The 13,628-nt window shown below is 46.6% G+C and carries 12 protein-coding genes; 1 reads left to right on the top strand and 11 read right to left on the bottom strand.

Annotated elements, in window-relative coordinates; translation table 11 throughout:
* Positions 1-102 precede the first annotated feature (102 nt).
* The 5 genes from C1E58_RS10845 to C1E58_RS10825 all read right to left on the bottom strand — a co-directional run bounded on the left by C1E58_RS10845 (position 103) and on the right by C1E58_RS10825 (position 4,277).
* Positions 103-1,062, bottom strand: coding sequence for a LacI family DNA-binding transcriptional regulator (locus C1E58_RS10845; RefSeq protein WP_105210349.1), 960 nt, complete (start codon positions 1,060-1,062; stop codon positions 103-105).
* Between the two features lie 162 nt (positions 1,063-1,224).
* On the bottom strand, positions 1,225-1,968 hold the full coding sequence (locus C1E58_RS10840) for an amino acid ABC transporter ATP-binding protein (protein WP_105210348.1): 744 nt from the start codon (positions 1,966-1,968) through the stop codon (positions 1,225-1,227).
* A gap of 9 nt (positions 1,969-1,977) precedes the next feature.
* A complete protein-coding gene (locus C1E58_RS10835) occupies positions 1,978-2,637 on the bottom strand; it encodes an amino acid ABC transporter permease (RefSeq protein ID WP_105118624.1) in 660 nt (219 codons plus the stop codon).
* 12 nt (positions 2,638-2,649) lie between these two features.
* Positions 2,650-3,459, bottom strand: coding sequence for an amino acid ABC transporter substrate-binding protein (locus tag C1E58_RS10830; protein WP_105210347.1), 810 nt, complete (start codon positions 3,457-3,459; stop codon positions 2,650-2,652).
* Positions 3,460-3,650: 191 nt separating this feature from the next.
* Positions 3,651-4,277 (bottom strand): CHAP domain-containing protein, encoded by a 627-nt coding sequence (locus C1E58_RS10825; protein WP_105210346.1) that lies wholly within the window; start codon positions 4,275-4,277, stop codon positions 3,651-3,653.
* Between the two features lie 580 nt (positions 4,278-4,857).
* On the opposite strand from C1E58_RS10825, the gene C1E58_RS10820 reads away from it, so the two are divergent.
* Positions 4,858-5,622 (top strand): alpha/beta fold hydrolase, encoded by a 765-nt coding sequence (locus tag C1E58_RS10820; RefSeq protein WP_105210345.1) that lies wholly within the window; start codon positions 4,858-4,860, stop codon positions 5,620-5,622.
* A 50-nt stretch (positions 5,623-5,672) separates the two neighbouring features.
* On the opposite strand, the gene leuS is transcribed toward C1E58_RS10820, so the two are convergent.
* The 6 genes from leuS to C1E58_RS10790 all read right to left on the bottom strand — a co-directional run bounded on the left by leuS (position 5,673) and on the right by C1E58_RS10790 (position 13,615).
* Complete coding sequence (leuS, locus tag C1E58_RS10815) at positions 5,673-8,174, bottom strand: leucine--tRNA ligase (protein WP_105210344.1); 2,502 nt, start codon at positions 8,172-8,174, stop codon at positions 5,673-5,675.
* Positions 8,175-8,276: 102 nt separating this feature from the next.
* Positions 8,277-10,169 carry a M13 family metallopeptidase gene (locus C1E58_RS10810; protein ID WP_105210343.1) on the bottom strand — a complete coding sequence of 631 codons (1,893 nt, stop codon included), beginning with the start codon at positions 10,167-10,169 and terminating at the stop codon, positions 8,277-8,279.
* A gap of 70 nt (positions 10,170-10,239) precedes the next feature.
* Positions 10,240-11,067 (bottom strand): metal ABC transporter permease, encoded by an 828-nt coding sequence (locus tag C1E58_RS10805; RefSeq protein WP_105210342.1) that lies wholly within the window; start codon positions 11,065-11,067, stop codon positions 10,240-10,242.
* Positions 11,060-11,920, bottom strand: a complete 861-nt coding sequence (locus C1E58_RS10800) for a metal ABC transporter permease (RefSeq protein ID WP_105210341.1) — start codon at positions 11,918-11,920, stop codon at positions 11,060-11,062. Before C1E58_RS10800 ends, C1E58_RS10805 begins: the two co-directional genes overlap by 8 nt.
* Positions 11,913-12,677 (bottom strand): metal ABC transporter ATP-binding protein, encoded by a 765-nt coding sequence (locus C1E58_RS10795; protein WP_105210340.1) that lies wholly within the window; start codon positions 12,675-12,677, stop codon positions 11,913-11,915. The genes C1E58_RS10800 and C1E58_RS10795 overlap by 8 nt, the downstream gene beginning before the upstream one ends.
* 14 nt (positions 12,678-12,691) lie before the next feature.
* Positions 12,692-13,615: a metal ABC transporter solute-binding protein, Zn/Mn family gene (locus C1E58_RS10790; protein ID WP_105210339.1), complete on the bottom strand. Its 924-nt coding sequence runs from the start codon at positions 13,613-13,615 to the stop codon at positions 12,692-12,694.
* Positions 13,616-13,628: the final 13 nt, after the last annotated feature.

Raw genomic sequence — 13,628 nt, 5'->3', positions numbered from 1 at the left:
CTGTTTATACATTTTCATGCCTTTCTAGTTGTTTTGTCGTTATTATAATTATAAAGCATGAAATGGAAAACGAGCAAATCCTAATTGGAATTGCTCGTTTTTTTATATGTGAGAAGCTAGTTTTTGCCCAGCCTCCTCTCGTTCAATTAAACTGGCTTGACAATAGTAGCCTTGACTGGCTAAGGCTTGGCCATCCAAGAGCGTCATCAGGCGTTTGACACTCACCTCTCCCATTTTTCGAATGGGTTGTTTCATAGTTGTCAGGGTAGGGCTGGACATTCTGTCGATAAAAAAGCCATCAAATCCAATGATCCCCACCTCTTGCGGAATAGCTTTACCCATGGCCTGTAGACCTCTACTAATCCCCAAGGCCAAACAATCCGAAGCACAGATGAAACAAGTGTTGTCTGGTAAATCCTCAAACTCTTTAATAAACATTTCAGCCAACTGGGAGTTATTTTCTAGGCGATAGAGTTGACTGTCATGACCTTTCATGGTTGCCAAATAACCTTCTTCGCGTTTGCTTTCAAAAGGCTCTGGTAAATCAATCCCCACAAAGACAACAGATTGGTAGCCCTTGGCAAGAGCAAACTCTGTCGCTAGCTTAGTTGCTGTAAAATTGTCAGAGTCCACAAAAGGCAAGCCTGCCTGATTTTCTCCGAATAAAATAAGAGGCTTTCCTAAGTTCTGCAACCAGCTGTAATCCGATTTTCTGGCTCCTGTTACAATATAGCCATCGCACTGGTCTGTTACCAAATCTGCACTGGTCACCAGCTGCAAGGTATAACTGCTTTTATTCAACTCATTCGCAATTCCTGCCAACAGGTCCATATAGTAAGGCTCCACATCGTCCATCTTCTCCAGAATAATGACTTGTATGATAAAGGTTCTCTTTTCTGCAAGAGCTTTTGCCGCCACATTTGGCTTATAATGAAGCTCCTCCATCGCAGCTGTAACCAGGGTCCGTAATTCCTGAGTGACCTGCTCTGGATGATTGATGACACGCGACACCGTCATCTTTGAAACATTGGCTAGCCTAGCCACATCTGCCAAAGTCGTCATAGGCTCCCCTCCATAAAATCCTGCCAACTTGTATAAAATGTTGTGCAAACGTTTTCTTTATCTATTATATCCAATTCAGCTAGAAAATGCAAAAGTATTTTGAAGGTGATAACATATATTTCTTTAGCATAAAAAAACACCAGCATTGCCAGTGTTTTCCTGCTATAGTTCTTCTTTCTGAATCCGAGCCAAGAATTGCTTGGTTCGTTCTTCTTTTGGATGGTCAAAAATATCTTCTGGTCGGCCTTCTTCAATAATCTGCCCCCCATCCATAAAAATGACCCGATCAGCCACTGCACGCGCAAAGCCCATTTCATGCGTTACTACTACCATGGTCATGCCTTCCTTGGCCAGCTGCATCATGACAGCCAGAACCTCACCGATTAACTCGGGATCGAGAGCAGAAGTAGGTTCATCAAAGTAAATCACTTCTGGGTTGGTCGCAATGGCCCTAGCAATGCCAACCCGTTGCTGTTGACCTCCTGAAAGCTGACTTGGATAAAAATCATATTTGTCCGACAGGCCAACCTTGTCCAAGGCTGCCTTACCAATTCTTTCAGCCTCTTGCTTGGGCACCTTTCGAGCCACAATCAGACCCTCCGTCACGTTTTGCAGGGCAGTCTTGTTGGCAAAGAGATTGTAGTTTTGAAAAACAAAGGCTGTTCGCTTGCGGATAGCTGCAATTTCTTTGTGACCAATCTTAGCCAAGTCATAGCTGTCCTCACCGAAAACCAAGTGACCCGCGTCAGCTTTTTCCAAAAAGTTCAAGGAACGAAGTAGGGTCGTTTTACCTGAGCCAGATGGACCTAAAATAACAATCACCTCTCCAGGATTGACCTGAACATCAATCCCCTTTAAAACCTGCTGACCATGAAAGGCCAGTTCTATTCCACTTGCTTGAATCATCTGAACCTCCTAATAAACCGCCAGCTTCTTCTCACCAAAAGCCTGCAGTTTGGTCAAAATGGTTGAAAAGAGTAGGTAGATAAGGGCAACTTCACAGTAAAGAATAAAAGGCTCGTAGGTTCTGGCCGCAATCTGCTGGGTTGCCATAAACATCTCCAAGACCGTAATGTTGGCTGCCAAGGAGGTGTCCTTGACCAAACCAATTAAAGTATTGGATAAGGGCGGAAAGGCCACTCGAAAGGCTTGAGGGAGAATGATGCGGCGCATGGTCTGGGCAAAACTCATCCCGACAGAATAGCCAGCCTCCAACTGCCCCTTAGGCACGGACTCGATAGATGCCCGAATAGTTTCCGCAGCGTAAGCACCTGTGTTAATGGAAAAGACTAAGACTGCCGATGGAAAGGCATCGATGACCAGACCCAAACTTGGTAAGCCATAAAAAATCACATAGAGCTGAACCAAGAGAGGTGTTCCACGGATAATCCAGATGTAAAAACGAGCCAGTTGCTTGAGAACGGGAAGGTTGGCTACCTGTACCAAGGCCGTTCCAATAGCCAAGAGCAAGCCAAAGGCAAAAGACAGGATTGTCAGTGGAATGGTCACCAACAATCCTGGAACAAGTATCTGCGAAAATGAGTCAATCACTAATTGCCATACTCTATCTGTCATAGTTTCTCCTGCTTACTTGGCTTTCGATACGTCTTCGCCAAAGTATTTATTTGAAATTTCAGCTAGTTTACCTTCGCTTGCCAATTCAGCCAAGGCCGCATCAATTTCTTTTACTAGGTCTTCATTTCCTTTAACCACTGGGAAGGCTGTTGTAGAAACATCGTCTGTCAAAGTCACCAGTTTAATCGGTGCATCTGCGTGTTGCTTGAGGTAATCCAAATATACCAAGTTGTCATTGATGGTCACATCCACACGGTTTGTATTCAACAATTCAACCGCTTGTGAAAATCCATCTACACCGACAACTTCCGCACCGTTTTCACGCGCCAAATCTGCCCAGTTACTAGTCAAACTGTTAGCAGATTTTTTACCTGCCAAGTCAGCAAAACCTGTAATCTCCGTATTATCTTTCTGGGTTACTAAAGCTCCGTAGATATAGGTGTATGGTGCTGAAAAGTCATACTTTTCCTTACGCTCGTCTGTCACACCGACTTGGTTGGCAATAGTATCAAAACGTGCCGCGTCCAAACCTGCAATCATGGAATCCCACTTGGTTTCAACGAACTCGACCTTAACGCCCAATTTCTCAGCAACTGCTTCAGCCACTTCTACATCGTAACCGACCAATTTTCCACTCTCATCGTGGTAAGAGTAAGGAGCATAGGCACCTTCCGTACCGATTTGAATGACACCTTCTTCCTTAATTTGTGCTAAGAGAGTTTTGTCTGTGCTGCTTGATGAGCTAGTTGATGTTGAAGAACTGCAGGCTGCTAAAGTAAAAGCTGCTAGGGCTGTTGTTGCAAATAAAGCTAATTTTTTCATGAATTGTACACTCTTTCTTTTTCAGATTGTACTATCATACCATGAAAAAACCTTGCCAACCAATATATATTTTCTATCAAGGGTATAAATATTTTAAATGAAGGCTCTGCACTAGGAAAAGGCCTATCTCTAGACCTTTTTTCTCTTTTATGTTCCCAGCTTCATCCAAAGGGATAGATGAACTCCCCTTCCTACACACCAGCTGGTGGATAAATATAGCTAACCGTTCCTTCGCTGGTTGTTGTTGGATCAAAGAAGCCACGTACATTGCTTGGGTAATAGGCTCCGCCGTAGTTAGATTCCATTACTTGAATGGTTCCATCAGCCGCTACATCTGTAACATAGGCAACGTGACCATAACCGCCATCTGTCCAAACAGCGATGGCGCCAACTTTAGGAGTCATTCCGACTTCATAACCAAGTGCTGCGGCACTGGCTGCCCAGTCGCCACCATTTCCCCAATAGTTGCCAACCCAAGGCGCCATTTCTTTGGCTCCCCAGGTACATTGACCAGCTGGGTAGGTGTTGGCTGTGTATTCTACTGCAACCTCTGACACCATATTTGTGGCTAAGGCTGCTTGAGCTGCGGCTTCCGCAGCGGCTTTTTCTGCTGCCGCCTTTTCAGCTGCAGCTTTGGCCTCTGCTTCTTGTTTCAACCGCTCCTTTTCTTCTACTTGAACAGTCAAGGCTGAAAGCGTGGGACTATCCGTCAATTCTGTATCCGCCTTAACAGCTTCTTGTCCCAGAGCTAACATTCCTCCCAGCATGGCAGTAGCAAGGGCAGCTTTCATAGTTTTGTGAAGTGTTTGTTTATTCATACTCATCAAATCCTTTCAATTTATACTCAATGAAAATCGAAATCAGACTAGCTCCAAAGGTTCGGGGAACCTTTGGAGGTTGGAAATAGAGCGAACCTGTTCGCTACAAAAAGGTTTGGGGAACCTTTGGAGATTGGAGATAGAGCGAACCTGTTCGCTACAAAAAGGTTTGGGGAACATTTGGAGGTTGGAGATAAAGCGAACCTGTTCGCTACAAAAAGGTTTGGGGAACATTTGGAGGTTGGAGATAGAGCGAACCTGTTCGCTACAAAAAGGTTTGGGGAACATTTGGAGGTTGGAGATAGAGCGAACGTAGTTCGTTTCTACTTATACAGATAGAACCCTGTTCCTTTTATATTTCAAGGGAACAGGCTGAAAGGCTCCACTGGAGCATTTCAGTCATCAAATCAAGTCAACAAGGTCTGATTTTGATTTTCAAAGAGTTATTACTTCTGCATCTATCTTAATCAACTTATCTTGCACAAGACTTAAAGAAATGTGACTAGTATGTTAACTCTTTTACAGACAGTTAACAATTAGCTTTCAGCATGCTATAATAGAAAAAAGTCAGGAGGAGAATATGGAAGATATCGTTTTAATTCACGGAACCTGGTGTGACGGCTCCGTCTGGGGAGATTTTGCCCGTAAATTAGAAAACATGGGCTTACGGGTCCACACGCCTAGCTTGCGCTACCACGACCTGCCTTATGATAAAGTCATGGAGAAGGTCGGTGCCGTTAGCTTAACAGACTATGCTGATGATTTAGTCGCCTTGGTTGAGAGCTTAGACGAGCCACCGCTACTCTTGGGACACTCTCTTGGCTGTCTCTTAGCCCAAATGGTCGCAGAACGCACTCAGGTAGCTGGTATGATTCTCATGGGACCCGCTCCAACGGCTGACATTTTTGCTTTTTACCCGACCATGATTCGCTGCTTCATCCGTCACTTCTTGCGCTGGGGATTTTGGAAAAAGCCCATGCCACCTTATAAGGACGAATTCTTCCGCTACTGCCTCAACGTTCAGGAGCCTGCCCTCAAAGAAGAGATTTTCAAGACCCTGGTGCCCGAGTCTGGCAAGGTCTATACCCAAATGGCCTTTCCTTTCTTTGACAAAAGCAGAGCTGGCTATGTCGATTTCAGCAAAATTACAGGACCTGTCCTAGTCATCACAGGAAGTGAGGACAAGATGACCGTATCTGCCATTGCCCGAAAAACAGCTAAAAACTACCAAGATTCTGTTCTGGTTTCCCTAACAGGAGCAGACCATATGTACGAATCTGGTAAGTTCCAAGACAAAACTATCTCTGTTATCCACGCTTGGTTGAGCGAGAAGAAATACCTATAGACAGACAAAAACGACCTCCAATACGGAAGTCGTTTTCTTGTTATGGCTAGTTATTTTACTACAATATTAACTAATTTGTTTGGAACCGTAATCACCTTCACCACTGTTTGCCCTGCAATTTCAGCTTGGACTTTTTCGTCTGCAAGGGCAACTTTTTCAAGTTCAGCTGGTGCTAAGTCTTTGGCTACGGTCAAGCGAGCTTTTACTTTGCCTTTGATTTGGACAACGATTTCCACTTCGCTTTCTACCAGCTTGCTTTCGTCATAGCTTGGCCATGCTACATAGCTGATTGATTGGCCAGTGTTTGTCAGACCTTGCCAGAGTTCTTCTGCCAGGTGCGGTGCAAATGGAGCAATCAACTGAACAAAGCCTTTAGCGTATTCGACATAGATCTTGTCTTCTTTGTTTGCTGCGTTGACAAAAATCATGAGTTGAGCGATAGCTGTGTTGAATTTCAGGTCTTCAATATGCTCTGTCACCGTCTTCACAGTTTCATTGTAAACTTTATCAAGCGCTCCGCTATTTTCCGCCACAATCTCCTTGGTCGTCAAGAGGCGATAAACACGGTCAAGGAACTTACGGCTGCCCTCAAGACCTTCTTCTGACCAGGCAATCGAAGCGTCAAGTGGGCCCATGAACATCTCGTAGACACGGAGGGTGTCCGCACCGAACTGCTCAACCACATCATCTGGGTTAACCACGTTTTTAAGAGACTTAGACATCTTAGCAGGTGCCTGCTCCAACTCCTCACCAGTTTCGATGTGGAAGAAGGAACCGTCTCGTTTTTCAACTTTATCGGTCGCTACAAGGGCACCACGGCTGTCGCGGTAGCTAGTTCCCAAAATCATCCCTTGGTTAAAGAGTTTTTGGAATGGCTCTTTGGTCGGTACAACGCCAAGGTCATAGAGGAACTTGTGCCAGAAACGAGCATAGAGCAGGTGAAGGACCGCGTGCTCAGCACCACCGATGTAGATGTCCACTGGCAACCAAGCTTTGAGAAGCTCCTCGTCTGCCAATTTCTCATCATTGTGCGGGTCGATATAGCGGAGGTAGTACCAGCTAGAGCCTGCCCATTGCGGCATGGTGTTGGTCTCACGGCGACCTTTGATACCGTCTTCACGCACCACTTCCAACCAGTCTGTCAAGTTAGCAAGTGGTGACTCCCCTGTACCTGAAGGCTTGATGTCTGAGGTTTTTGGCAATACCAGAGGTAACTCTTTTTCAGGTACTGCTGTGGAAGTGCCATCTTCCCAGTGGATGATTGGAATCGGCTCACCCCAATAACGTTGACGGCTGAAGAGCCAGTCACGGAGACGGTAAGAAATTTTCTCCTGACCGAGACCATTTTCTTCCAACCAAGCCACCATTTTGGCAATAGCTTCTTCCTTGTTAAGACCGTCTAGGAAGTCAGAATTGATGTGGGCACCGTCTTCTGTATAAGGTGCTTCTTCTACATTGCCACCTTCCAAAACTGGAATGATGTCCAAACCAAATTGTTTGGCAAATTCCCAGTCACGCTCATCGTGGGCAGGAACGGCCATGATGGCACCTGTTCCGTAGCTTGCAAGGACATAATCAGCAATCCAGATTGGAATTTCTTTGCCGTTTACAGGGTTAATCGCGTAGGCACCTGTCCAGACACCTGTCTTGTCTTTGGCAAGGTCTGTACGGGCAAGGTCTGATTTAAGAGAGGCTTGGCGTTTGTACTCTGCCACAGCTTCTGCCTGCTCAGGCGATGTAATGCTATCGACCAAGTCATGCTCAGGGGCAAGGACAGCGTAGGTCGCACCAAAGAGGGTATCTGGACGAGTTGTGAAAACAGTGAAGTCCTTGTCTGTGTCCTTGATCTTGAAGGTCACATTGGCACCAGTTGACTTGCCGATCCAGTTGCGTTGCATATCCTTGATAGACTCTGGCCAATCAACGTCTTCCAGGTCATTGAGCAAACGCTCTGCGTATGCAGTGATTTTCAGCATCCATTGACGCATTGGCTTGCGGACAACTGGGTAGCCACCACGTTCAGACGTCCCGTCAGGAAGGACCTCTTCGTTGGCGATAGCTGTTCCCAATTCCTCTACCCAGTTGACAGGCACTTCTGCCTCGTAGGCTAGGCCTTTTTCATACAACTTAGTGAAAATCCACTGGGTCCACTTGTAGTAGTTAGGATCAGTCGTATTGACCTCACGGTCCCAGTCGTAAGAAAAGCCAAGGGCGTTAATCTGACGTTTGAAGTTGGCAATGTTTTCTGCTGTAAAGTCAGCTGGGTCATTTCCCGTGTCCATAGCGTATTGCTCCGCTGGCAGACCGAAGGCATCCCAACCCATTGGGTGAAGAACGTTATAGCCTTGGGCACGCTTGTAACGGCTGAGAATGTCCGTCGCCGTATAGCCCTCAGGGTGACCTACGTGCAAGCCTGCACCAGACGGATAAGGGAACATGTCTAGGGCATAAAAGTTTGGCTTGTCCGCATCTGTTCCCGTTTTAAAAGTATGATTTTTTGCCCAAAATTCCTGCCATTTGGGCTCGATTTCCTTGTGATTGTAGAAGCTCATGTCATTTCTCCATGTCAATAAATTATCTTTACTATTATATCACGTTTTTGGGGAATTGGGAAAGACAAAAACAGCCAGTTTTCACTAGCTGTTTTCCCATTTTTACCAAATAATCACACGGTCTTCTTTTGCACGCCACATGCCGTCGCCTTCTTGAACGCCAAATGTTTCATGGAATTCATCGAAGTTTGGCAACTGGATGTTAGTACGCAGATGACCTGGTGCGTGGACATCGACACTAGCCAACATCTGCATGAACTCAGGACGGGCCTTCATTCGCCAGATACGAGCAAAGTTAGTGAAGAATTCCTCTGCGGAGAAGTCATCTTCTGACTTGGCTGCTTCTAAGGCTGCTGCAATCCCACCAAGGTCGGCAATGTTTTCTGACACAGTCAACTTACCATTGATTTTTGCACCGTAAGAATCCTGACCCTCAAACTGGTCAATGACCTGCTGGGTACGAGATTCAAAGGCTGCATAATCTTCCTCTGTCCACCAGTTGTTGAGGCTACCATGCTCATCGAAGGAAGCACCGTTTGAGTCAAAGGCATGGGAAATCTCGTGGGCGATAACCGCACCGATACCGCCGTAGTTAGCTGATGAAGACTGCTCTAGCGAGTAGAATGGCGCCTGCAAAATGGCTGCCGGGAAGACAATCAAGTTCTTCTGTGGGTTGTAGTAGGCATTGACCATGTGAGCTGGCATACCCCACTCCTTCATGTCCACAGGCTTGTTCCACTTACTCCAACCATGAGCAATATCAATCTTGTTTAGTTCGATGGCATTTTCCACCAAGGACTTGCTTGGGTCAACAATCTTCTTATAATAACGCTCTGGCAAGGCTTCTGGGTAGCCGATGTAAGGCTTGATAACATTGAGTTTGACAATGGCCTTGTCACGCGTTTCCTGAGCCAACCAGTCTGCCGTTTCCAGACGAGACTTGTAGACCTCAATCATCTTAGCAACTTTTGCTTCCACATCGGCCTTGGCTTCTGGTGAGAATTTTTCGCCAGCATACCAAAGACCGAGGGCTTGGTTAAAGTAGCCTTGTGCCAGATTGTAGGCTGCTTTTTCTTGATTTTGAGCCTGCGGTGTCCCAGAAAGGGCACGGCTGTAGGCTCCTGCTAGAATACGGATTTCATCCGACAGGAAGGCTGTATAAGCTCCTGCCGCTTTCAAAATCAAGGTCGCCTTCAAAAGCTCCCAATTATCCGCACTGTAAATGTCCTTAGCAGCCTGCCAGAAACGCTCCTCAGGAACGATAATCTTGTCTGGTTTTTGCCCTAAAATCGCTGTGAAGAAATCATCCAACGGCAACTCTGGTACCAAAGCAGTAAAATCTGCCCACTCATACGGATGATAGAGTTTGGCGTACTCAGAACCCTCTTCATTTGACAAGACATACTTGGCAATCTTAGCATCCAATTCCAAACGTTTATCTAGGAGGTCCTTGATTTCCTCATCGCTGAAACCGAACTTAGGCAAAAGAGCTTCTTGACTCTCTCTCCACATTTTGAGCAATTCGGCTCCTTTTTCATGACCTTCTTCATAGTAGGTCGTATCTGGCAAGATAATGCCTAGAGAATCTGCCCAAAGAACATTGGTTTGGGCATCCATAAAGTCAGGTGCCACGCCAAAAGGCATGAGGTTTGGCTTGCCTGCCAATTCGTATTCTGCTAGCTTGCTGGTAAATTCTTCGAAAGAGTTGAGAGCCTTGTACTCTGCAATCAAGGCTTGTGCTGGTTCTGCACCCAAACGGTCACGGGTTTCATAGTCGGCTACTTGTTTGTGAAAGGCCACAAATTTTTGCAAAACGCTATCTTCTGGGACGTTTTCTCCCGCCAACCATTCGTTAGTCGTGTCAATCATGAGCTTTTCAATCTCGTCCGCCAGGTCTGAGAAACCACCTGTTCTTGGCTTATCGTCTGGAATCACGGCTGTTTTTGCCCATTCACCATTGACGTATTCGTAAAAATCATCTTGTAAACGTGTCATTGATTTTCTCCTTTGCATATGTGATTACTTACTATAATAACAAAAAAGTCTGACAATTTCATTTGCCAAACTAGGTTTTTAGGGCATTTTTTAGGAAAAAGCTGACGCAGACTGTCAGAAGCCCCATGACCGAACAGGTGCCAGACATGGTCAGATCAAACCAGCTGGCAAGCCCAAATCCTAGACAAATCATCAGAATGGCGCAGCATTGCCCCAAAACTAAAAACTGAAAGAAATGCCGAGACCAAGGCAAGGCCGCCATGCCAGGTGCTACTAGAAAAACAATGACCGCCATAGAACCGACCGCCTCAAAGGAGAAAACCGTTGTCAAAGAAACCAGAAAGAGAAGGCTCCATTCTAGTCTTCGAGTAGCAATCCCCTGTAGTCTCGCCTGCTCCTTGTCCAACAGATAAAGCTTGAGTGCTTGAAAGTTGAGGAAAAAGAAGACCAGTAAGACAAGCAGGAACCCAACAGATTTGACCAAGGCCAGCGGCAGAGATAGGCCAAAGAAGTCCAGCCGATTAAGCGGCGCAAAGAGCACCTCCCCCATCAGGACCATGTCTAAGTCCAGATGAACATTACGGGCAAAGAGGGAGATAAGGATAACAGCTAGGGCGAAGAAAAAGGTAAAGAGCAAGCCCGTCGCCGCATCCTGAGCCAGCTTGCGACTGTTCAGTCCTTCAATAGCTAAGACTGTCAGTAAGCCAAAGACCGCCGCCCCAAGCAAGAGCAGGGGAGAGTCTAGGTTTTGACTGACAAAAAAGCCCAGCACAATGCCCAAGAGGACCGAGTGGGACAAGGCATCTGCCAACATGGCCTGATTACGCACCACCAAGACAGACCCAATCAAACCACAAGAAGAACCAACAGCCAGTAAAATCAAGAAGACCTCAAGCATGCACATTCTCCTTTCTAATATAGGTCACATAGGCAAAGGCTACTAGGGACGACACACTCAAACAAACAATGATGGTAGGCCCAGTCGATAGGCCCGTCACAACAGAACTCAAATAGGTTCCGACAAGGGCTGAAAAACTAGCAATGCCAGCCGCCAAAGCCAAGGTTTGGCCATAGGATTTTCCCAAGAGCAAACCAAAGACTGCTGGTGCTATCAAGAAACTACTCATCAGGATAGCACCGACCACCTTCAAACCAACCGCAATCAAACTCAGCAGCAAAAACAGGGTCAGGCGGTCAATCTTTTCCACAGGAATCCCCACCAGCTTGGCAAATTGTCGATCAAACAGATAGAGTTTAAGCGACTGGTAATACCAGCCAAATAAGAACAGGCCAAGCAAAGCAACCAAACAGATAAGCAGGACATCGTCCAACTGCATAAAGGCTGCCTGACCAAAGACATAGTTTTCCAAACCTGCCTGGGCTGTTCCTTGAAAGGCAACATTTCCCTGAACATACTGCTTGAGAACCAAGCCAAGTCCAAAGAAGGCCGCTGAAACCAGAGCCAAAGCATTGACCCGACTGGTCCGCCCCCTTCGACAGAGCCAGCCAACCAAGCCGTAGGACAGATAGCCTGAACCCACCGCTCCAAGCAACAGAAGCAAGGGCTGGCGTGATTGAAAGACCATATAGGACAGGATAATGCCAGGATAGGCCGCATGCCCCAAGCTATCCCCGATTAAACTCTGTCTGGTCAAAACACTGATGGTCCCGATCTGACTAGCCGCCAGAGCCAAGACTAGAGTTCCCAGTGCCACCGTCCAAAAAGAGTAATCCCGTAAGAGTTCAAGCATGAGCAAGCCCCTCCTTTAAAAATAAGGCTGGTTCCTGACCATAGGCAGCCTGATAGGCTTGCAGCAAATCCACCTGATCCATTGGCCCCTCCGCTACCAAGCGACCATTGAGCCAGAGGACATGGTCAAAGTACTTTTCCAAGGTTAGGAGGTCATGGTGGATGACCAGAGAGGTCTTGCCTTCCTGCTGAAACTTCTTCAAACAGTCCATGATAATTTGCTCCGTCGCTTGATCAATTCCTGCCAAGGGCTCATCCATCATATAGAGTTCGGCTTCCTGGGCCAAGGCTCTGGCTAGAAAGACCCGTTGCCGTTGACCTCCTGACAACTGGTCAATTTGCCGATTGCGTAACTCGCTGATCTTCATCTCTTCCAAGGCCTGCTCTGCCTTTTCCTTATCCAAGGAACTTGGTCGGCGGAAGAAACCACTGGTGTGGGCAAACCGCCCCATCAGGACAATATCAAGAACCCTTGCCGGAAACTGCCAGTTGACCTGACTGGCTTGAGGAATATAGGCAACCTTTTTCTGAATGACTTGGTCCAACTGCTGCGACTGACCCAGTAGCGAGACCTTGCCAGTCACCCCTTTTTCTAAGCCCAAGATGGCCTTAAACAAGCTAGATTTCCCTGCACCATTTGGTCCGACCAAGGCTGCACGACAACCCTTGGGCAGCTGAAAACTGACCCGATCTAGAGCCTTGACCTGTCCTGCACCATAGTGCAAGGACAAGTCTTCAACTCTCAGTATTTCTTCCATTCTTCCAACCTTTCTTACTGCAAATGTTCCACAATTAACTGGACATTGTGCTTGTACATATCAATAAATGTCGCTCCCTCTTCCCCTTCTGGCGCTAGGGAATCTGAGAATAGCTCCTTGCCTTCACCGCTTACAATCGCTACCTGACCACCCTTGGCCTTGACAGCTTCCTGCAATTTTTCCATGCGCTCTGGACTGGTTGTTGACTCTGTGAAGATAGCCTTGATACCATGTTCTAAAATCATATTGACCGTTTCAATCATATCGCTGTTGGCAACTTCAGACTCGGTGCTAATGCCCTGCGGTGCATAGAGAGTGAAGTCATAGCTGGCTGCGAAGTAGTTAAAGGCATCATGTGGGGTAACTAGGTAACGGCTCTCAGCAGGCAAGACACTCAACTCTTTTTCAATCCAAGTATGCAAGTCATCCAACTGAGCTAAGTAGTTTTCCGTATTTTTCTGAATCAGCTCTGCTTTTTCCGGAAGCAGTTTTTGTAGTTCCTCTGAAGCTACCGCTACCGCTGATTTATAGAGAGGAATAGAAAACCAGAAGTGAGGGTCCACAATCTGCTCCCCGTCTTCATCCATGGTAGTCAAATCCGACTGGGCAAAGTTCTTAGACACCGCCACACCTGTCTTTTCCAAGGCCTCCACCATCTTGCCCTCAAAGTGCAAACCGTGGTAGAGAACAAGGTCAGCCTTTTGTAATTTTGATAAATCACTAGATTTGGCTACGTACAAATGCGGATCCTCTCCTGCTGGAATTAGTAGATCCCGCTCCACCTCATCTCCTGCCAGCTGATAGACCATATCGCTGAGGAAAGAGGTCGTGACCGCCACTCGCGGCTTGCTGGAAGCCTCTGGGCTTTGCGTTGAACGACAGGCTCCTAGCCCGATAAGGGATAATAGTAGAGCCAAACTGAGAAATAGTTTTTTCATGATAGGTTCTCCT

Origin of the sequence: Streptococcus suis, assembly GCF_002964575.1 — a bacterium.
Classification (GTDB): domain Bacteria; phylum Bacillota; class Bacilli; order Lactobacillales; family Streptococcaceae; genus Streptococcus; species Streptococcus suis_R.
Note: the sequence above shows the minus strand (reverse complement) of the source record. Positions and strands in the feature narration are given on the sequence as shown.